21 protein-coding genes are annotated in these 20,536 nt (G+C 62.5%); 12 read left to right on the top strand and 9 right to left on the bottom strand.

What is annotated here, in order from left to right; genetic code table 11:
- Positions 1-103 precede the first annotated feature (103 nt).
- Positions 104-574, top strand: coding sequence for a DUF3299 domain-containing protein (locus FGU64_RS04220; protein WP_246671239.1), 471 nt, complete (start codon positions 104-106; stop codon positions 572-574).
- A gap of 754 nt (positions 575-1,328) precedes the next feature.
- Here the strand turns inward: FGU64_RS04220 and FGU64_RS04225 are convergent.
- Positions 1,329-1,577 (bottom strand): hypothetical protein, encoded by a 249-nt coding sequence (locus FGU64_RS04225; protein WP_139951007.1) that lies wholly within the window; start codon positions 1,575-1,577, stop codon positions 1,329-1,331.
- A 35-nt stretch (positions 1,578-1,612) separates the two neighbouring features.
- Positions 1,613-2,995 (bottom strand): S24 family peptidase, encoded by a 1,383-nt coding sequence (locus FGU64_RS04230; RefSeq protein WP_246671240.1) that lies wholly within the window; start codon positions 2,993-2,995, stop codon positions 1,613-1,615.
- Positions 2,996-3,179: 184 nt separating this feature from the next.
- Here FGU64_RS04230 and FGU64_RS04240 point away from each other — a divergent pair, with 184 nt between their 5' ends.
- From FGU64_RS04240 to FGU64_RS23195, 7 genes are all read left to right on the top strand, one after another.
- Positions 3,180-4,019 (top strand): ParB/RepB/Spo0J family partition protein, encoded by an 840-nt coding sequence (locus tag FGU64_RS04240; protein WP_139951010.1) that lies wholly within the window; start codon positions 3,180-3,182, stop codon positions 4,017-4,019.
- A gap of 42 nt (positions 4,020-4,061) precedes the next feature.
- Positions 4,062-4,313: a hypothetical protein gene (locus tag FGU64_RS04245; protein WP_139951011.1), complete on the top strand. Its 252-nt coding sequence runs from the start codon at positions 4,062-4,064 to the stop codon at positions 4,311-4,313.
- Positions 4,310-4,561: a hypothetical protein gene (locus FGU64_RS04250; protein ID WP_139951012.1), complete on the top strand. Its 252-nt coding sequence runs from the start codon at positions 4,310-4,312 to the stop codon at positions 4,559-4,561. The genes FGU64_RS04245 and FGU64_RS04250 overlap by 4 nt, the downstream gene beginning before the upstream one ends.
- A gap of 154 nt (positions 4,562-4,715) precedes the next feature.
- Entirely contained in the window at positions 4,716-4,898 is a 183-nt protein-coding gene (locus FGU64_RS04255) for a hypothetical protein (protein WP_139951013.1), read from the top strand.
- Positions 4,895-5,422 (top strand): DUF1833 family protein, encoded by a 528-nt coding sequence (locus tag FGU64_RS04260; RefSeq protein ID WP_180375626.1) that lies wholly within the window; start codon positions 4,895-4,897, stop codon positions 5,420-5,422. The genes FGU64_RS04255 and FGU64_RS04260 overlap by 4 nt, the downstream gene beginning before the upstream one ends.
- Positions 5,423-5,502: 80 nt before the next feature.
- Positions 5,503-9,162, top strand: a complete 3,660-nt coding sequence (locus FGU64_RS04265; protein WP_180375627.1) for a phage tail protein — start codon at positions 5,503-5,505, stop codon at positions 9,160-9,162.
- 20 nt (positions 9,163-9,182) lie between these two features.
- Entirely contained in the window at positions 9,183-11,381 is a 2,199-nt protein-coding gene (locus FGU64_RS23195) for a hypothetical protein (RefSeq protein ID WP_180375628.1), read from the top strand.
- Positions 11,382-11,392: 11 nt separating this feature from the next.
- Here FGU64_RS23195 and FGU64_RS04285 read toward each other — a convergent pair whose 3' ends face one another.
- Together FGU64_RS04285 and FGU64_RS04290 are read right to left on the bottom strand one after the other, a co-directional pair.
- Complete coding sequence (locus FGU64_RS04285; RefSeq protein ID WP_139951018.1) at positions 11,393-12,853, bottom strand: hypothetical protein; 1,461 nt, start codon at positions 12,851-12,853, stop codon at positions 11,393-11,395.
- A gap of 49 nt (positions 12,854-12,902) precedes the next feature.
- Entirely contained in the window at positions 12,903-13,130 is a 228-nt protein-coding gene (locus FGU64_RS04290; RefSeq protein WP_139951019.1) for a hypothetical protein, read from the bottom strand.
- A gap of 430 nt (positions 13,131-13,560) precedes the next feature.
- Between FGU64_RS04290 and FGU64_RS04295 the strand changes: the two genes are divergently transcribed.
- The gene (locus tag FGU64_RS04295) at positions 13,561-14,205 is read left to right on the top strand and encodes a hypothetical protein (protein WP_139951020.1); all 645 of its coding nucleotides are present in this window, start codon (positions 13,561-13,563) and stop codon (positions 14,203-14,205) included.
- Positions 14,206-14,411: 206 nt separating this feature from the next.
- The gene (locus FGU64_RS04300) at positions 14,412-14,786 is read left to right on the top strand and encodes a hypothetical protein (RefSeq protein ID WP_139951021.1); all 375 of its coding nucleotides are present in this window, start codon (positions 14,412-14,414) and stop codon (positions 14,784-14,786) included.
- Between the two features lie 270 nt (positions 14,787-15,056).
- Here FGU64_RS04300 and FGU64_RS04305 read toward each other — a convergent pair whose 3' ends face one another.
- The 4 genes from FGU64_RS04305 to FGU64_RS04320 all read right to left on the bottom strand — a co-directional run bounded on the left by FGU64_RS04305 (position 15,057) and on the right by FGU64_RS04320 (position 17,553).
- Positions 15,057-15,548 (bottom strand): Lrp/AsnC family transcriptional regulator, encoded by a 492-nt coding sequence (locus FGU64_RS04305; protein WP_136353563.1) that lies wholly within the window; start codon positions 15,546-15,548, stop codon positions 15,057-15,059.
- A gap of 107 nt (positions 15,549-15,655) precedes the next feature.
- Entirely contained in the window at positions 15,656-16,273 is a 618-nt protein-coding gene (locus tag FGU64_RS04310; RefSeq protein WP_139951022.1) for a uracil-DNA glycosylase family protein, read from the bottom strand.
- Between the two features lie 3 nt (positions 16,274-16,276).
- On the bottom strand, positions 16,277-16,888 hold the full coding sequence (locus FGU64_RS04315; RefSeq protein ID WP_139951023.1) for a glutathione S-transferase: 612 nt from the start codon (positions 16,886-16,888) through the stop codon (positions 16,277-16,279).
- Positions 16,889-16,935: 47 nt separating this feature from the next.
- Positions 16,936-17,553, bottom strand: a complete 618-nt coding sequence (locus FGU64_RS04320; protein ID WP_139951024.1) for a thermonuclease family protein — start codon at positions 17,551-17,553, stop codon at positions 16,936-16,938.
- A 73-nt stretch (positions 17,554-17,626) separates the two neighbouring features.
- Between FGU64_RS04320 and FGU64_RS04325 the strand changes: the two genes are divergently transcribed.
- Positions 17,627-19,150 (top strand): ATP-binding protein, encoded by a 1,524-nt coding sequence (locus tag FGU64_RS04325; RefSeq protein ID WP_139951025.1) that lies wholly within the window; start codon positions 17,627-17,629, stop codon positions 19,148-19,150.
- A 5-nt stretch (positions 19,151-19,155) separates the two neighbouring features.
- Here the strand turns inward: FGU64_RS04325 and FGU64_RS04330 are convergent, their stop codons facing one another.
- Positions 19,156-20,148: a nicotinate-nucleotide--dimethylbenzimidazole phosphoribosyltransferase gene (locus tag FGU64_RS04330; RefSeq protein WP_139951026.1), complete on the bottom strand. Its 993-nt coding sequence runs from the start codon at positions 20,146-20,148 to the stop codon at positions 19,156-19,158.
- A 149-nt stretch (positions 20,149-20,297) separates the two neighbouring features.
- Between FGU64_RS04330 and FGU64_RS04335 the strand changes: the two genes are divergently transcribed.
- Positions 20,298-20,531 (top strand): DUF1289 domain-containing protein, encoded by a 234-nt coding sequence (locus FGU64_RS04335; protein ID WP_139951027.1) that lies wholly within the window; start codon positions 20,298-20,300, stop codon positions 20,529-20,531.
- Positions 20,532-20,536: the final 5 nt, after the last annotated feature.

Genomic DNA, 20,536 nt, shown 5'->3' on the forward strand with positions numbered 1-20,536 from the left:
TGCGATGACCGCAAACATGCCTTGGAGAAGCGCGGCTTTCCTGGCCGCCCTGCTAACCGGCCTTGGGGTGGCGAATGCGGCCCCTGAGGCGGCGAGGGCCGTCTTGTGGAAAGACCTGCGACCAGCTGCGCAGCCGGCGGCGCAGACCTTCAGCCGGCCGATGATCGCGGCCCTCCTTCCCGACCATGGCGAAACGCTGGCCTGGAACGCCGCCGATGAGACGGTCGAGCTCAAGGGCTACGCGCTGCCGGTCGATCGCGACGGCGACCTCGTCTATCAGTTCCTGCTGGTGCCGTGGACGGGCGCGTGCAGCCACATGCCGACGCCGCCGCCGAACCAGATCGTGCTGGTGACGCTGCCGAAACCGTACCGGATGGAAAAGGCCTATCAGACCGTCTCTGTCACCGGGCGATTGAAACCGGATATGGAAAAGAGCCAGCTTTTCATCACTGACGGCGTGACCGTCATCCAGTCCGGCTACGCCTTCAGCGGCGCGGAAGTGGCCGACATCGACAGCGTGCCCGAGACCGTCGAGTTGCAACAGGCCAACCCCTGGAAGTTCCTCAAGAAGTAGATTGGCCGGGCAGCGAAAGGCGCGAAACATTGCGCCTCTGCGAAAAAAATCCCGAAATCTATCCCCGTCCTTCGGTCCCGCCCCATACTCCTGGCCATCTCCTGTGCGGGAACGCGGGTCGCGAACCGGGCGCTTGTGGCGGGAGACGGTGCCGGGCTGGCAGCGTGACGGTACGCTGCTGGGTGATGAGCCCCCAAGTCCGGGCCTCGACCGAGCCAGCGGGCCGAAAGGCAGCGACCCTCGGGGAGGCAAGATGTAACGCGCAAGAACGGATGGCATCTGCAGGCTTTAGCCGGGAACAGGCGGGATCAGCCGGGAAAAGGTGAGAAACAGCCGGATTTACAAGGCATTGAAGGGACTGAGAGCGCCCGGAGCGGCCGGTTACCAAAAGCGACCGTCGCGCAACTTCAGTTGGCAGCAAGCAGCTCCCACCGGCGTCGGCGCGCAACTTCAGTTGGCAACGAGACCGGCCTGAAACCCGCAGAAAACTTGGACTCCACCGAAACGATGGCAATTTGGAACTCTGACCAAGCGTCAGAGTTCGCTTTTCAAGCAAATCAATTACTTAGCTGTCCGAACTCTGACGCGGCAATTTTCCGGGCGTCACCAAGGTCCGCACTGACTGGGAGCACCCTAAAGGCTTGATCCATGGATGCTGAAAGCTAGCAGCAGAACGAACAGAGCGACCGCGATATACACCGGTATCATTCTCGACATCGATCAACCTCCCAATCCCTTAACCCGCGAAGCCAATCTACGCGACCGCCAGCAGTGCCGCCAAGTCGGGAACGTCCCCAACAGCCGCGAGTTGGTGCAAATCAGACGCATCGAGCGTTAGATCGTCAACCCACACACCGTAGACGCCGACGCCAGCATAGCGGTCAGAGAGTTCCTTGGCCCTACGCTCGGCCTGTCTAGCCGTCCAGCCCGGCTCATGACCAGCCGGTTTAAGTACACCTTTCCGCAAATGGAACGGCACGATGATGACCTGAAGTTTACGCATTTGAGCACTCCCGCCTAGAAGTGTTCTTATTTTGTTCACTCTCTCCAATAGGAGTCAACCCGGCTCGCGATGGCGTCGCCAGCGCCGGGCCACTGCTGCAGTTTACCGACCCGGACGAAAACGGCCGCAAGCACTTGCAGCTCGTGCTCTTGATGCACCCGGCGAATGACCTCGACAGGATAGCGCTGATTGTCAGAAATCAATGATATGTCACCGGAACTCATATCAACGTGGAGCCGCTTAACTCGCAGGTGGCCGTTGTGGCGCACAAAAAAGATGCCTCCGTTGTCCACGACGCGCTCGGGTGGATTTCCGACCGCGACAACCAGGTCACCATCCATGAGTGTCGGATACATGCTGTCCCCGGTTACCTCGACGAGCCCGATCTGTGCGTTCGGCGGCGCCCAACCCGGCAAAGTGCGCCGAAGCCAATCACGCTCGACCGCGAAGTAAGAGGAGATATCCTCGGCCAACGCCAATGCGCCGGCGCCGGCAGCCGCTCGAACGTTGAATCGAGGTATAAGCACGGCCCCAGGCGGCAGCGGATCATTCTCATTGTGAGGCTTTAGGAACCGCCGTTTCGAATCTTCTACGTCATTAGGCGGTGAAGGTTCTGTCTCAGCAGCAGCTTTGTCGATATTCCGCGACATAGACAGCCGCCGTTCCGCGACGTTTTGTACCTCCGCCCACCAACCATCCACCACCGGACCAAGGTTTTCCGAGCCAAGTCGCGCACTCCCCTCGATTCGAGCAGTTTCAGTCCTGTCGTCATTCAGTCGTAGATCGTCACCAGCCAACCATTCGATGGGAACCCCAGAAGCGACCGCAAGTCTCTGAACGACACGGAACGGCACCTCAGCGCCGGCGAAATATCGGCTGAGTTGCTTCGATGATTTTTCCACAAGCGCGAGAATTTGCTCGTGCTCCGTTTCTGTCGGCGACGGGTACCGATGAAAAGTCCGCCAGTAGGCGAACTCAAGACGCAGCCCAAAGGACAAATATGTCCTTTCAGGGTACATGCCCGACATGGCGCAGGCCCGCACATAGTCCTCTAACTCATTGATCGGACTATCTATACCGAGTTTTGGGCGCGTGGGCATCGCTACCGAGCGTTTTCGGTCAGATTTGTCTTGTGTTTTGGACATATTTGTCCCATCTTGGTTTTCCAAATCACCCACCCGAGGGGCGAGGCTGGCGGGCCTTCCCTCGGTTTTCGAAGAGGAGCGGGCGTGACGGACACCCCCACCCAATGTTGGAACCGGCATTTGATCCTTGCGGAGATCAAAATCCGGTACGGTTCGCTGCAGGCGCTCGCGGTCACGGCCGGGATAGAACCCGGTCATCTCTCCGTGGCCCTTGGCGCACCATACCCCAAGGGTGAGCGGGTGATTTCCCGCGCCCTCGGCGTACAGCCCCATCTGCTTTGGCCTGACCGCTATGACGCGAAAGGCCGGCGTCTTCGTAGCAGATCGACTGCCCCCAAGGCGAGTCAGGAAGCCGCGAGAGGTGCCGCGTGACCCGACCTGCGCAGCTACCTAAGCGCGGATTGCGCCCGTCCACCATCCCAAATCGACATGCTTTTTTTGACCTTGGAGCCCGGGCGTGACGGCCGATTCACCAAAAGCAACTACCATTTCTGGCATTGACGTCTCGCTCGTTGATATCGCAGCCGGCCGTCGCAAGCTCGATCCCGCGTGGGTCGAGACGCTCAGCGACCTTTTTACCGAGCAAGGGCAAAAGACGCCTATCGAGGTGATTGCCGCCGAGGGTCGTTACCGGCTGGTCTTCGGTCATCACCGCCTCGCTGCCGCCAAGCTGCTCGGCTGGGCCGAGATTGACGCGGTGGTGAAGAGCCCGAGCGACTTCGCCAGCGAAGCCGAGATCACTCTGGCCGAGATCACAGAAAACCTCGCGCGCCGTGAACTCAGCGTGCTTGACCGCGCTGTAGACATTGCCCGCTGGCGCGCGATCTACGAGGCTACGCATCTGATCGCAAAGCCGGGGAGGAAGGCGAAGGCGATTGGAGCGGAGGAATTGACTGCAAAGTTTGCAGTTAATTTCTCGACAGCAGCACAAAAGGCATTCGGCCTCTCAGAGCGCAGCATATTCAATGCGGTTAAAGTAGCTTCGATTGCCGCAGATGTTCGTGATCGCATAGCGCTCCATGCCATCGCCGACAATCAGTCCGAACTCCTCGCTCTCGCTGCAGAGGCGCCCCCCCGGCAAGCGGACATCGCCGCCTTGCTCACCTCGGAGCCTGCCCAAGCGGCGTCGGTAGCCGATGCCGTCGCGATCCTCGACCGAGTTCCAGCACCGGCGAAGACGCCGGGTTGGCAGAAACTGGCGGATGGCTTCTCGCGCTTGAAAGAAGCCGATCAACACCGGTTCTTTTCGCTGCACGAAGCGGCCATTGTCGCTTGGCTGAAAGAGCGGGGTACTTGATGGCCCGCTCCCGCCGCGACATGCAGACCACGGACTTGTTCCGTGACTACCGGCCGGAGCCGGTGGTCGAACGCTTTGCACCCGACGAGGTGCAGGCTTGCCCGCGATACCGTGCGCAACTACTGCTACCAGCTCGCCGCTGCAGGCGTCCTGCGCCAGACAGGCACGCTGCGGTTCAGCCTCGTCCGGAACCTCGGGCCTGCGGCGCCGCGCATCATGTCGGCCAAGCTGGTGTTCGACCCGAACTCGAAGACGGTCGTCGGACCGTCCGTCGCCCGCGAGGTCCAGCCATGAACCGCGGGCCTGCAAAGAACAGCCGCTCTACGGCCGATTTCCGTGGCAAGGCGCTCGCCGCCTGGGGCGATCCGTTGCCGGACTGGATGGGTGAGCTCGTTGCCCTGGCGGAGGCCGAGGGTCTCGGCGGCGCCGAGAAGCGAATCGGCTACAGCCGCTCGGCCATCAGCACGATCATCGCCGGGAAGTATCGCGGCGAGACGCTCTCGCCGGCGGCGGCCGCCGCCCGCATCAAGGCGCGCGCCTGACAGCGCACCGCCATCCCTCCCGCAACGGCGCGAAAGAGGTCGTTCGAGACACGCGCGCCGAGGTGAAGCAGCTCGGCACGGATGCCGCGGCCACGTCCCGCATCCTGACGGCCGCCAACGACCAGGCTGTTGCGTCGACGCGCTGCCCTTCCTGATGCCGAACTGGGGCGAAGACGCGATCTTCTGGCTGGATGACAACGAACAACCGCTGACGTTCGAGGACGGCACGCCCATCCTTTCCACGGAAACATGGCTGGTCCTGTTCGCCGACCTCCCGGTCATCACCCCGCGCGCCATCGACTGGACCGTCACCTTCACCGTGTCGGTGATGCCATGAGCAAGCCTATCTCGCTTAATGCCTTGCGGCAGGTCGACGCGCCAGCCTCCGACCAGGTCGCCGTCTTCCTAGTCATCATCGAACATGACGCACTGGAAAGGCCGCTGCGCCTTTCGTCGGACAACACCTCAAGGATCACCATAGAACCACTCACCTACGGCACTTGGTCTACCTACGGTTCCGAAGACAGCCTGCCGGAGCCGTTCTACTACATCGGTATGGAAGTGATCCCGCCTGACGACGAGGAAGACGCCGAGCCAACGTCGACCATCGTCATCGACGTGCTGGATGCCGATATCGTCGGCGTCCTGACCTCGACCACCGTACCGGCGGCGGCGCGCATCGCCATCGTCATGGCCGACACACCCAACCTGGTCGAAATCGAGACGGTGGGGCTTCAGCTCAAAAACGCGTCCGGCGACTGGGGCCAAATCGCGCTCAAGCTGTCGATGGAAGACCTCTACGACGAACCGTTTCCGGCCATGCGGATGACGAAAGAGCGCTTTCCGGGGCTGCATCGATGAGGTGGGTCGCTCCCTATATCGGCGTTCCCGACGTTGCCAAGGGCCGCACGCACGAAGGCGCCGATTGCTGGGGTCTCGCGATGCTGGTTTATCGCGAGCAGCTCGGCATCGAACTGCCCGACTACGCGACCGAGTATCTGGATGATCGCGACCGCACCGAGATCGCGGCGATCGCGGCTCGCGAGAAGGTGGCGTCTCGCTGGCAGAAGGTTGAGGAACCGCGCCCCTTCGATATCCTCTTATTCTCGATCGCTGGCGACGACTCTCATGTCGGTATCTGTATCGAGCCCGGCCAGATGCTGCACACCGTCAAAGACGATCACGCCAAGATCGGTCGTTACGATGTCGCACCCTGGCGCGATCGCTTCGTCGGCGCCTATCGCTGGGTCGGCGATGACGGCGTTAGAGCCAAAGCCGATCCGGCCCCATCTACGCCTCCTGTTGCCGGATCGCGCGTCGTCGTCGCGCCGTACGCGATGGATATCGACCGCCGCCGCGAGGAGATCGTTGTCCCGGCCGGGCTGACTGTCGCCGAAATCGTCGCATTGACCCTGCCGGACTTGCCCGAGGCGGCACTGCCGCGCGTGCGGGTCACGCTCGTGTCGGTCAAAGGGACGGCGGTCATTCCGCAATGGAACTGGCGGCTGGTCCGCCCGTATCCATCCACCAGCGTCGTCATCACCATCGGCCACGGCGCCGGTGCGCTGTCACTGCTCGTTCAGGTCGCCGCCACGGCGATCTCAAACAGTCTCGGCGGGGCGCTGGCGGGCACGCTCGGCCTCTCGGCCGGCGCCTGGTCGACGATCATCGGGTTCGGCATCACCGCGATCGGCGGCATCCTGATCAACGCTCTTTTCCAGCCGAAAAAGCAGAAGCAGGAGAAAGACAGCTTCGTCATTGACGGCTGGCAGAACGAATACCGCCCTGACGAGCCGGTACCGGTTCCGTTCGGCGAGATCAGGCACTCGCCGCCCTTCGCCGCCGCCTCCTACATCGAGGTCGTTGGCGATATCCTCTACAACCGGGCTGTTTTTCTCCACGGCCTCGGTCAGCTCGAGCTATGGGATCACAAGATCGGCGACACGTCGATCGACGACTATGACGAGTTCCAGATCGAGCACCGTGGCGCTGTCGGCAGTCCGGATAGTTCGGTTCCGTTCACGCTCTACACCCAGCAGGTCATAGAGGATTCGATCGGCACCGATCTGGTCTGGCAGTACGAGCGCGACGACGCTGGCAACCAGCTCGACACCATGGACGAGAAGAAGCCGGTTCGTCGCTCGACCGCGCGCAACGCCTCGCATGCCATCGTCATCCTTCAATTTCCCCAGGGGCTGGGCTGGGTCAGCGGCAACGGCAACAAGAAGTCGCAGGACATCAACATCTCGGTGCGCATCAGGAAGGCCGGCACGGACGTCTGGATCGCGCAGCCCGACATTGCCTTCACCGCCAAAAAGTTCGCAGGCTTCTATCGGGCGATCCGGGTTGACTTCCCGTCACGCGGCGCTTGGGAGATCGAACTCACACGCAACACGCTCTCCGAGAACAAGGAGGATGCCAAGGAAACCGTCGCCTGGACCTGCACCTGGGCGGTGCTCCAGTCCTTCCGGCCCGAATATCCGTTCAACACCGATTTGCCGCTCTGCATGACCGCCATGCGGGTAAAGGCGACCTACCAGATGAACGGACAGGTCCAGACGTACAACTGCATGACGCGACGCGTGACCGACGATTTCGGCCACGGTTGGCCGACCGACATCCCGCGCAATGCTGCCACCTCGGCGCTTTATGCCTTGCTCGGCCCCGGTTTGTTCAGGGCTGAGGCGTCCGCTCGCATCGACTGGGCCAGATTCATCGAATGGCGCGACTACTGCACCCTGAAGAACCTGAAATTCGACCTGGTCGTGGAAGGCCGTCAGTCGCTCGGCGATACGCTGAAGATGATCGGCGCGGCCGGCCGGGCTTCGGTCTACTTCGACGGCTCCCGCTGGACGGTCATCATCGACAAGCCGCGTGACACCCCAATCGACGTCATCACCCCGCGCAACGCCTCCAATGTGACGTTCGAAGTCGCCTATGCCGAGCTGCCCGACGCGCTCCGGATCAAGTTCCAGGACGCGCAGAACGACTATCAGCCGGCCGAGCGCATCGTGCGTCGCCCCGGCCTCGCCGGTCCCGTGATGACGACGGAAGCGATGGAGATGCCGGGCAAGACCGACCCCGACGAAATCTACCGAGAGGCCGTCCGGCGCTTCTACGAGCTGGAATATCGCAACGTCGTCTATCGGGTGACGCAGCAAGGCATCGCCCGCTCGGCAACGCGCGGCGATCTCGTGCTTGCTTCCAAGGACATCCTGCGGCGCACGATGGCATCGGCCCGCGTGAAAGCGGTGCGCGGCAACCTGATCGAGATCGACGAAACATGGACCATCAAGCCGAACGTCTCTTATGCGGTCGGCTTCAGGGTGCTGCCGGCAGACGAGGCCGAGGCGGCGGTAAACCCGCTCGGTCAGCACGTCGTTAGAAAAATCACCGCCATCGAGGGCGACACGAAAGCTTTCGTGCTTCAGGGCGACGGGCTCGCGCCGTCGCCGGGCACTATCATCATGCTCGGCGAATATGGCTCGGAGAGCATTCCGCTGATCCTGACCGGCATCCAGCGCCGCGAGGACGGTGGCTCCGATCTCACCCTGCTGCCGGCCGCGCCGGAAATCGATGCGCTCACCGATGCCATCCCGATCCCGACATGGGACGGCAAAGTCGGCGAAGTCGTCGATCAATCCGGCGTCATCCCCGAAGCCCCTCGCGTCGTATGGGTGCGCTACGACGCGGCCAGCGCCAAGACCATGGTGCGCCTAGAACCGGCTCCGACGAACGTCGTTGAACTGGCTAGCTATACGGTCAGTCACCGTCTTGCGGGTGCGGGAGGATGGTCTACGGCGACCTCCACTGCTTCCAGCGCCATGGTTGAACTGCCGGGCTACACTGTTGGCGACCAGATCGAGCTTCAGGTTCGCGCCACCTCGGCATGGGGCACGGCAGGGACGTTGAGCGGCACGATCTCTGTGACCATCACTGGCACGCTGCTTCCCAGTGCCCTTCCGGCCGACGCTATCCAGATCATCGGCAAGCTCGGCCAAGCCGAAATTACCTTCGCGACTGGTCCCGACGTCTATACTGATAGTGTCCGGATTTACCGCGATGGCACAGCGCTGCCTGCGACGGTGCCGGTTTCGCCAAACGGGACCTTCGGGCGCATCGACGGCGACAGCACGCGCACTGATCTCGTCATCGACGGTGGCTTCGACGCCGACGCGAACTGGACGAAAGGAACCGGCTGGACGATCAGCGCCGGGCACGCCACCAAGACGGCGGGCATCGCCTCTGATCTCAGCCAGGTCATCACCATGACGGCCGGCAAGGTATACCGAGGCGCTGCCACAGTTACCGGCCGTACAGCCGGCGCGATCACGCCAAAGATAACGGGCGGCGCGGCAGTCGCCGGTGCTGCCGTTTTGTCCGACGGCCGCTTCCTGTTTCAGATCGTGGCCGGTGCGGCGCCGGTTAATCTGGTGTTCTCGGCCGATGCGGCGTTTAACGGCTCGCTCGATGACGTCACGCTCGTCGAAGAGACGCCCGCCTGTCTGGAGCAGGGCGACCACACCTACAAACTCGAACCCCTGAACGTCGACGGCGATGTCGGTCCGCAAAGCGCGCCCATCACCGTCACGGTTGTCTAAACCTGAAAGAGGTCGGTCAAATGAGCACCATTGGCATGCGCGCAGTTGATAAAGAGCCCCTGGCGGCGGTCGATTATCTTTTTGGCATGTCGACGGTGGATGGACAGCGCATTGGGCCGCGCCCGCTCTCCACCATGGCTGTCGCCCAGCAGATCACCTCTCTGCTGCCGAATGGCGCCGTGAAGTCGTATGCCACGGTCGCCGCTATGAACGCCGATCTGACCCCGGAGATCGGCACGCTGGCCTATGCGGAAGGCAAGACGTACCGGAAGACAGCCGCGTCTGGCTCGGCGGGTTGGGAGGTTTTCCTCGACTTCATTCCTGGCACTCAGGTCGTGCCGGCGGTCGTTACAGGTGATACGGCCAATGCCATCGTGGCCACGTCGGCAACGCCGATCTCGGCTTCGCCTGGCCAGCAGATAATCAACATCGGGCCATTCACTGCCGACAATGGCGCCGGCGGGATGACTCTTTCGATTAACGGTGAGGCCCCTCGAGCGTTCGTGCTCAACCAGACCGGCTCGGTACCAATTCCGGAGAACTACATCCGGAAAGATACCTTCATGCAGGCCGTGCGCGACAGCGCCGGCAATTACCGTCTGTACAGCTACGGCGATGCCAGCGCGATCCAGGCGGCAGCTGAGGCGGCAGAAGCTGCGGCAGTGGCTGCTGCGGAGTCGGCGGCGGCGGCGACCAAGTTTTTCGAGGTCGACGCGCCGGCCGACATTGAGGCCGTCACCGTGCCGGATGACGCCGTGGTGCGCACTCGCACGCTCGGCCGGCCGACTTATATCCGCGCGGCGGCCGATCCGGGCCATGCCTTCAGCCGCCAGGACGTCGCCGGCCACTGGTTCGAGCAGGAGTTTCCGCAAGGCTTCTTCGATGCGGGAAAGAACGGTCTTGTGCCTTCGCTCTCTGCTTCGGACGTGTCGGCCGCCCTGACCGATTTCGATGGCTTCTGCGCCGCGAAGGGTAAGATGCTGAAGCTGCCGGGCGGCGCCTTCAGCCATGACGGTACGCTCAAGCCGTCGCTCGGCGTCGACTGGATCGGCGATGGGCCGAACTCGACGCTGCTGTACTACACAGGCGCCGACTACGCCGCCGAGATCTTCGGGACGTCTCTGGCGGCCACCAACGGGCGGCTGTGGAACTTGCAGCTTCGCGGCGAGAACGCCGACCCGCTGGCACGTGGCCTGCACTACGGCAACGTCACACGCAACGATATCGGGCTGCGCAACGTCCGCTTTGCCAACTTCGGCGGCTATGGCATCGAGATCGAGGGCAACCATTGGATCGATGCCTGGCACGATGTGCGGCTGTTTGCCTGTGGGACGAACAAGGCCGGCGGCACCGGCAACACGGGTTTCTACATCGCGCCCGACACAGCCGAATACTCGGTCAGTTTCTATGAACTGGCGATCGAGGGATGCGGCCACAATGGCAATGACGAAGCGTCGCAGTCCGTTTCGGGTGGCATGTTCCTGCGCGGCCCTTCGGGCGACGGCAGGGGCAATCATCTGCGCTTTTTCGGAGGCTGCATCGAGGGCAACTACGGTGCAACCGAAACTTACTTCCAAAATCTCGGTCTGGTCACCATCATGGGCGGCTACATCGAGAGCGGCAAATTCGAGGCGGATGAAGGCCCGGTGGCGGACGGAAGATGGCACCGTCTGATCGACCTGGAAAATGCTCACGTCGAGACTTACGGCGTGCGCTTCGGCTCGGAGGCGGTCTTTGCCGGCCAACAGCCCATTTCCGCCTACAATTCAGAAATCACCTGCACCGGCGGGCTTTTCAACGGCAACTATACGGGCGGTTTCTTCACCAGTGTCGCGACAGCAGACCCGGCGAAATACAGCATTTGTCGCGCCATCGACGTTCTAGGCGTCACCAATATCGGAACGCCGGGTGCTCGTTCGGCCAACCTAAGCGGTCGCTGGGCGGCGCGCGGGCTTCTGGTTGACAGCGGCTCCGGCTTCGTGGCGCAGTTGGGGACGGAAAACATCGCGTCGGTCAGTCTTGTCTCGACGGGACGATATCAGGTCAATTTCGCCGTTCCGCTGATCGGCGGCTATGTGCCGGTCGTCACCGGCCGCAATGCTACAGGACCGCTCGTCTGCTCACCGCAGATATCGCAGATCACGTCCAGCTACTTCCAGTTCTTGACCCTCGACGCGCCTACCGACCTGCTCATCCAGGTTGATGGCCAGCTTTACTAAGAACTGTGCGGTCAACGTGATACCGTCACGTCTCGATCCAAGCGAACTCGCCATAAAAGCACCGCCGACAAGATTGGAACCGGGCTGAACTTGAGCAGATCAACGATCAAGGTCAGCATTTCCTTTTCCGCGTAGAGCGACTTTTCCATTAGGAAGAACGCCAAAACCGCCGCGCCCGCACTCGTCGTTGACCTCAAGACGCCATCGGTCCAGCCCAATATCCCGCCCATTAGAACGCCAGCAATGACAAAGCCGACGAGAAAGAAATTGGCATAGGCGTCTGTAAGGATGGACGAGGGAGTATCCTTGATTGTGGTATCGAGGTAGCGACTGGAAATGTAGACCTTGGGGTTCGTCCGAAGGCTCTGCTTTATCTCTCGATATTTTTCACGGTCGGCGAAGAAGTAGTAGTAAAGGCTCAGCGGCTCGATCCAGAACGATCCGTAGCCAAAGCCACGGGAAAAGGCTGGGCGTGTGATATCGGCCACCAGGCCGAGGCTATTCAGACGGTGATCCCAAGGTCTTGCTTCCTCGTCCACGATCTTTTTAGCGGCGGCATAACGCTCTGCGTTTGCGTCCGCTGCTCCATTTGATGAACCGGTCACCCGCGCCTTTGTGGCCGCTTTCACCTGGGCCATAATATCAGTGATGACGTCACCACAGAGAAGGGGATTGTCAGACGCTCTTCGGATGATCTCCATCGGAGTCTCTGTGGGATCGAGAGCCGTCACGTTGATGCAACCGGCTATGGAGATTTCATCTCGCATATTTTCGGTCACGCGGAAGCTGTACGCAGAGAAGCCTACGACGGCGATGATTGCGGCCAGCAGATAGGCCTTTGGCCACTTTCTGGAGCTCCAAGCGTATCCGATCGCAATGCAGACTCCGAGATAGAGGATAGCGCTCTGGAAGCGATTATTCGTGACCACGAAAGAAGAATATATGGCGAAAGTTATAAGCCAGACGACAATCGCATAGATGCGCACTCCGGTCGAAAGCCGAACCGCCATGAGTATTACGATTGTCACGCAAAGAAGCGTGGTGGCGTTTTCCATGAAGGAGCGGTGAACAATCAACTCGTACGCCGGCATTGCCAAGCTGCGCTCGACGAGGCCTTCGAAACCTATACGTCGAAAAAACAGATCGTTTTTGATCGTAAAATACAGAAAAAGCACGGCGTATGTGGCGAGGCCAGAAATAAACAGTGCAACCGGGACGGAAGGGTCAACGGGATGCTGCACCGTCGGGACTCTGGCGCGTCGGCGCACGATCTCGGCGACAAGAACCGCGACGGCGATAAACAAGATCAGCGAAGCGACTGCGAGCCCCAGATAGATCGGCGTGTTGTCGTGGTTGCGGAATGAATAAACCAGCGGGAAGACGACAGTGAGCAGGGTGGCGATACCCGTCCACGCGGTTAGAACCATGCGATGGGACAAGGCGGTTAGCGCGTCCAACACGATAGTTTTCATGAGCACCAGCGGCTGAGGGTCGGCGGCAAGTCGCGACCGGTGGAAGGGATTAGGAAATCGGGCCGCCCCTAAGAACCTTGATCAACGATGGCCCAAGGCCAACGAGCAAGCCTCCTCCGCACAGTACGAGGCCAAGCATGACGATAACGCCACCGACAATAGCAACGGTGCTGATTCCGGTGACCCAGGAAACGATCGCCCCAGCGGCGAGAACGATCAGCCCTACGATGTCAAACAGAAGACCAGCCGCTAAAAATACATTCTCGACACGTTCCATCGACGGCTCCTTTCCTCCCTATGGATACAAGCGCAGCGTTCCTATCGCAACCCGACATATTTTGCGTAACAAAAAGCCCGGCCACCGAGGGGGACTCGTGACCGGGCGAGGAATGGTTGCCGGTTCCTGACTCCCGGCGCAGCAAGAATAGGCCGCAACCGGCCGAACTGACAACCGTCAGCAACAAGTCACCTCCGGCGCCACACTCAGAAGCCACGGCGCGATGGCTAGAATGACCGCGACCGTCACTGCGATCACCACGACGTAGAACCAGTCCTGCTTTGAAAGCGGCGGGACCATAACGATCACCTCCCATGACGCCAACGGCGGCTGTGAGGAATCGTTCCGAGGATGCAAACCGCGATGGCGACTGCCTCTATCGTCTTTCACATGGTAGATGCTGGTTTGCGATTGAACGGTGGAGGGATACATGACCGATGAGGAGTTCATATCCAGATTTGGGAGCTCGCCCGGCCGGCTCGAAATACTGAGAGGCTTTATCACCCAGGTCGGCGCGGCCCGCCTGCGGAACATGGACGAAAGAGATCTGAAGCGCTTCTGGACCGACGAGGTCCTGAAGGACCCAGCGCAATTCAACATGAATGGCGGTACTTTCGTCGGGTTGGCGAGCTTGCGCGGGGGTGGCCCCGAGGGACTTGTCGGCGCTGATGGGGTGAGGAAGGAGCCGTTTCTTAGCCGAAGAATTGGCAGTGCCGGCCGTGATGGCACCTACGAGCTGACGGATACGGGCGTGTTGATGCTTCGAGCGCTCTTGGCAGAGCAGCCACAACATCCCAGCCCGGAAAGCACGGAGGAGCATAGACGGCGGATTTTCCAACTCGTCCACGATGCGAAGAAGGCCGTGGAAGACAGCAATGTCCTCGGCAACGCAGAGAAGAAGGACTTGCAAGGCTTGCTCTCTTCAGCCGAGGGCATCCTAAGCATGGACCGTCCCAGTCGGTCATTGCTTGACCGGATATTAGAGCACGGTCTTGCTAGGGCTGCTGCGTCTCAGGCCGTGAGGGAGATCATCGACCAGTTGATCGAATATGTAATGCATAACTGGCCCTTCTAATAGGTCGCCGCTGCTCGCGGTGGCAGACGCATCGGAGCCTTCAGATATGGAAGTTCGACGCCGGACGGCCGGCGAAGGAACTGATTGTGAGGCGCATTGACTGCTATCGGAAAGACTATTCGGTCGGGTACGCGGTAGGCGCTTGCCGACGCGCTCGCCGCGTGCTCTTTGAGAATCGCTGGGGCCTTCACTCGATGGAGGCTTTTATGAGCCACAATCCGAAAAGACCCGAGGGCTTGGACAGCGCGGCGGCGGCGAAGATCGCGTCCGAAATCTCTCGGAGACAACCAGAGCCGGCGCCAAGCCGCCGCTGGCGCGACCTGTACGAGCTGGCGTGCTGGATTTCCGGCCGCGCCAACGAGGGTAAGCGCGTCGTTCTATCTCCGGCCACAGCGACGATCGTTGCGTTGAAGCTCGCTGCTGAGCACGAGAAGCCGACGCGCGACGAGGTCGCCTTGATGATCTGCCAACGCGGTGAGGCGAACCGGTGCACCGAGCCGTGCTACACATGCCGGGGCCGCGCCAATATCGTCGTGCAGGCTTACGGGTGCCGATTAGACGATCCGAGGCCGCATGGATGACGACCTTTGCCTATCTGCCGCTGATCGTGTTTTGCGGGCTCATCCTCTGGCTGATCTGGATCAGATTTGGTGCCAAATGAAGTTGCGCGGCGGTGCCAAATGAAGTTGCGCGCTACACAAGACACCGGCGGGCGCGGGATGCCGCGCCATATACTTACTTAGCAGGCACGGCCCCGCGCCCGCTTCCCGACCTCAGCCAAAAGAGGTCAGCTCTTTGACAATGGCCAGGGCCGAAAGGCAGCGTGGCGATGAAGACGTTTGCCCGAAAGCTCAGGCCGCGCTTTGGCCGGATTCCTTGTCCAGCACCATATAGTCGAGCGGCATTTCGGTGGTGAACTTGATCTGCTCCATGGCGAAGGCCGAGGACACTTCGCGGATCTCGATCTTGGTGATGAGGCGCTTGTAGAAGGCGTCGTAGGCGGCGATGTCCGGCACCACGACCCTGAGCAGATAGTCGACGTCGCCGCTCATGCGGTAGAATTCGACCACCTCCGGAAACTCCTGGATGACCTCGGAAAACCGCCGCAGCCATTCGTGGCTGTGCGAGTTGGTGCGGATCGACACGAACACCGTCACCTTGACGTTGATCTTCTCCGGATCGAGCAGCGCCACCCGGCGGCGGATGACACCCTCCTCCTCCAGCTTCTGGATGCGCCGCCAGCACGGCGTCGTCGACAGGCCTACTTTCTTGGCGACATCGGCCACGGCGAGCGTCGCGTCCTCCTGCAACAGGCGCAGGATTTTCCGGTCGAGGCGATCCATGAACAGCTCCCAGGAGAAAAGGTTCGCGATAATCCGCCTTGATCGCCGGTCAGGCAAGAAAGAATTTCTGCGAAATATCGGTATAGAGGGTGAAAATTTTCCACTACTCAGCCGAGCCGGTGGCGAATTTCCCTCTTCAGGAAAGGCAGCAAATCCGTTTCGAACCATGGATTACGCTTCAGCCAGGCGGTGTTGCGCCACGACGGATGCGGCAGGGGCAGCACCCGGGGCGAGGCTTCCGAGGCCCATGCGGCCCGCCAGTTGGCGACCGTCTCGCTCAGCGACCCATGCCGTTTTTCGCCCATGTGCCATTCCTGCGCGTACATGCCGATGGTCAGCACGAGGTCGATCTGCGGCATCGCCGCCATCAGCTGCGAACGCCAGGCCGGCGCGCATTCGCGCCGCGGCGGCAGGTCGCTGCCCTTGGCGTCCTGTCCCGGAAAGCAGAAGCCCATAGGCACGATGGCGAATTTCTTCGCGTCGTAGAATTCCTCGCTCGTCACGCCCAGCCAGCTTCGCAGACGGTCGCCCGAAGCGTCGGTGAACGGCCGGCCACTGAGATGAACCTTGGTACCCGGCGCCTGGCTGGCGATCAGGACGCGCGCCTGCGTCGAGGCCTGCAGCACCGGGCGCGGTTCGTGCGGCAATGGCTTGCCGCGCGGCGTCTCCACGCAGATGCGGCAGGCGCGCACGCACGCCACCAGGTGCTCGAGGTCTTCGCTCATGAATCAGGCGGAGGCGCTCGGCCGGCTGGAAACGGCCTGGTACCAGCGCCGGACGTTGGTGCATTCCTCCGGCATCTGGATGCGCGCCGGCTTCATGAAATCGACGGCGATCAGGCCGGTGATGTCGGCGATCGAATAGGCGTCGCCGGCGACGAATTCGCGCCCGGCCAGCTCGCTGTCGAGAAGATGAAGGAACTCCACCGCCTTCGGCTTGTTGGCCTCGCCCCATTCGGGAATTTGCGGCACCTCCCACTCCTTCATCGCCGGATGGATGTGCCGGAACGCCTGCGACACGGGAAACATCAGGTTGAGTTCCATGCGCCGCTGCCACATCTCCACCAGCGCCTTGCCGAGCGCGCCCTGCCCGAACAGCGCCGGCTCCGGATGAAGCTCCTCGAAATAGCGGCAGATGGCGACGGATTCGGTCAGCACCGTGCCGTCGTCCAGTTCCAGCACCGGCAGGCGCCGGAGCGGGTTGCGCGAACTGACCGCTTCCTGCCTATGCTCCAGCGCCCCCATGTCCACCGGCACCAGCGGCACCTCGATGCCCTTTTCGGCGAGGAATACCCGCACCCGGCGCGGGTTGGGTGCGCGGCCGCCGTCGAAAAGCTTCATCCTCTTGTCCTCATGCCTTGATCCTCCGGTAACATTAGACCGTGCGTTCAGCGGAATCGAAACAATTCTCTCAAGCCGTTGACGATCCCTCCCAGCGGGTCGTGCCTCGGCTCGGGCTCGGCCCGATGCGTCCGCCGCCATTCCTGCGGCTGGACGAAACTACCGGCCCAGATGCCGCGCCGGGCCGAACGCGCAGCCGCCTCCTCACGCTCGAAACCGCCATAGGCAACCGCCCATCCGGCCTCCACCTGCGCCCGATTGAGGTCGACGTCGCCGGCCTTGCAGTCTCCGAGCAGCCGGCCGTAGCGATCCGTCTGCCAGCCGCTGCAGTCGACCTTTCGCCTTCCGATCAGCGTAGCCAGCGCCTGCCGTGCCATCCTGCCGCATGCATAGTCCGCGTCGTCGCGCGTGCAGGTCTGCGTGTATTCCGGCGCATCGATGCCGCGCAGCCTGATGCGCACCGAACCGAGTGTCAGCGAATCGCCGTCGTTGATCACGGCGATCCCTTGTTCGCTGCGCGTGTTCAGCCGGTCGAGCCGTGCCGCCACCAGGGCCAGCAGGGCAAAGATGGCTGCCGTCAGCGCATAGTCGAACAACCGCCGCCAGAGGCTGCGTGGACGACGCCCGCGCCCGCCATAGCGCCGGCGCGGGGACCAGCCGCTCATATGGCAAACCGTTGGTTAATCATTCAGCTTTAGCGTTAGCAATTGCACCCGCGGCCCGCACAAATTGAAGTTCATGTCTTTGCAACGCTCGAGTACGGCGGACAAGAATATTGTGGATCGCTCCAAGCCACATCGCAACAGCGACGTGGCGCGAGCGGTGAGGAAGACGCGCGACCGCCTTTCGCAGCAGTCCGGCAATCCCGATTTCGACCGCGAGCTTCTGAAACTCCATGCGCGCGCCATGGTAAGTGGCGTCACCGCCATTCCCCTGCTCGTCGTGGCGATAGCCGCCGCAGGCCTGTTCGCCGGCATGGGCGTGGAAATCCTGATCTGGGCGCTGCTCGCCGTCACCTGCTACACCGCGCTTGCGCTGATCGCCCGGCGCATCGACCGCACCGAAGCCGCCGAAGTGAAGCCGGCGCAGGCGCGGCGCGATTTTCTCCTCGCCCATTTCGCCAGCGGCCTCGGCTGGGCCTATTTCGCCTCGCTCGGCTGCAATGCCTGCGCGCTCGACCAGTTCCCGATCGTCAAGGCGGTCATCCTTCTGCTCGCCATGGCCGCGACCGCCATCATGACCTCGTCGCTGAGCGGCGCACTGCTCGCCACATTCGTCGTGCCGGTCGCCGCCTATGCCGGGATCGGCACCAGCCTGTGGGTGCCAGCCGAGGCCATCATGCTGGTCCTTCTGGTGGTCGCGCTTTTGTTCTTCGCCTACGTGGCACGCCACCTCAACCGCTCCACGGTGATGCTTCTGTCCTTCCGCACCGAGAAGGACGGGCTGATCGCCGAACTCGAAACGGCGAAATCGATGTCGGACGAGGCGCGGCGCCGGGCCGAAGAAGCGAACCTCGCCAAGTCGCGTTTTCTCGCTTCCATGAGCCACGAACTGCGCACGCCCCTGAACGCCATCCTCGGCTTCTCCGAAGTGATGGCCAAGGAAGTGCTGGGATCGATGGGCAATCCGACCTATCGCGACTATGCCGACGACATCCACGATTCCGGCCAGCACCTGCTCGACCTCATCAACGAGATACTCGACCTGTCGCGCATCGAGGCCGGCCGCTACCAGCTCAACGAAGAGCCGGTGATGCTGCTGCATATCGCCGAGGATTGCTGCCACATGATGGAGCTGAGGGCGCGCAACAAGGATATCCGCATCACCCAGGATTTCGAGGCGACCCTGCCGCGCCTGTTCGCCGACGAGCGTGCCGTGCGCCAGATCGTGCTCAATCTCCTGTCGAACGCCATCAAATTCACCCCGACCGGCGGCGAGGTGCGCGTGCGCGTCGGCTGGACCGCCGGCGGCGGTCAGTATGTCTCCGTCCGGGACAACGGTCCCGGCATTCCCGCCGACGAGATTCCGGTCGTGCTATCGGCCTTCGGCCAGGGCTCCATCGCCATCAAGAGCGCCGAGCAGGGCACCGGCCTCGGCCTGCCGATCGTACAGGGGTTGATCGCCATGCACGACGGCGAATTCCAGCTGCACTCCAAGCTGCGCGAAGGCACCGAGGCGATTGCCATCTTCCCGCCGACACGGGTAATGGAGGAGCTGCCCGCGCTGCCCATGCGGGCCGTCGCCGCCGGCCGGCGACGCTGAGAAATTCAGCGCTTCACGGCCGCGGCCATGCCGGAGCCGACAAGCGCTGCGGCCTTCACCAATCCCGCCGCAAGGGCGGCATCGACCCCGCCATGGTGATCGATGCTGAGGTCGAGCAGCGGCATCAAGCCCAGCCGTGCAGCGACCCGCGCCGGGCCTGTCCGGTCCGGCAGGCCGGCCAGCCGGCAGTGGTCGAGCGCGGACGGATTGGCCGCGTGGAGCACGACCGCCGCCGCCAGCGCCGCATGCCCGCCAAGCAGCACCGGGATCTTTTCCATGCGAGCAGCGAGAATGGCGCCGGCCAGCGCCGCGAACTCGCGCCCGCCGACCCGCCGCAGTGCCTCCAGCGGGTCCTTCAGATGTACGCCATGCAAGGCCAGCGCGGCGTCCACCGCCCGTACCCTGTGCTCGGTCAGGCCGGCATCGCTGTCGGGCTCCACCCAATCCGCGCCCGAGCCCCCAAAGATCGCCGCGAACAGGGCGGCCGCGACGGTCTCATTGCCGACGCCGAGATCGCCCAGGCAGACGAGATCCGTGCCTCCCGCCAGCGCCTCCATGCCGAAGGCCATGGTGGCCGCACAGCCGCGCTCATCCAGCGCCGCCTCCTCGCTGATGTCGCCGGTCGGCAGGTGAAGGGCGAGATCGAACACCTTCAGGCCCAGATCGGACGCGATGCAGACCTGGTTGACGGCCGCTCCGCCGGCCGCGCAAAGCTCCACCGCTTCGGCTGTCGCCTGCATCGGCTGTGCGGAAATCCCATGCCGGACCACGCCATGGTTGCCGGCGAAGACCGCGACCAGCGGCCGGTTGATTGCCGGCGGCGCCCGTCCACTCCAGGCGGCAAGCCAGACGGCGATGTCCTCGACCCGCCCCAGCGAGCGGTTCGGCGCACCCGCCTTGGCGAACAGCGTGCGCATTCGCGCCGCTGCCGTCTCGTCCGGGTCCGGCAGCGTCGCCAGAAGCGCGCGGAAATCGTCGAAGGGCAAGGCACTGGTCATAGGCGGGTTCCTGATTGGCGTCGGCATAGCCCTCCGGCAGCCGCGACACAATGCTTGCCGGCGACGATCCCGTACCCGCAAGGGCTTGCATCGCGCTCCGCCTTGCACCATGTGGAGGAAGAGCCTCCCGCTCCGCGCCGGTGCCTTGCATGACCGCCATCGAATCGCCCTGTATCCTGGTCTGCTCGATAGACATGAAGACCGGCTATTGCTTCGGCTGCGGCCGCACGCGCGACGAGATTTCCGGCTGGATCGACATGACACCCGAAGCACGCCGCGAGGTGATGGCCGAGCTTCCCGCGCGGCTTGAGACCGTCGAGCGCAAGCCGCGCCGCGAGACAAGGCGCGCACGCATGGCGCGCGAGCGGGGCGAAACGGCATGAGCGGC

The organism is Mesorhizobium sp. 8, assembly GCF_006351905.1.
Classification (GTDB): Bacteria; Pseudomonadota; Alphaproteobacteria; order Rhizobiales; family Rhizobiaceae; genus Mesorhizobium; species Mesorhizobium composti.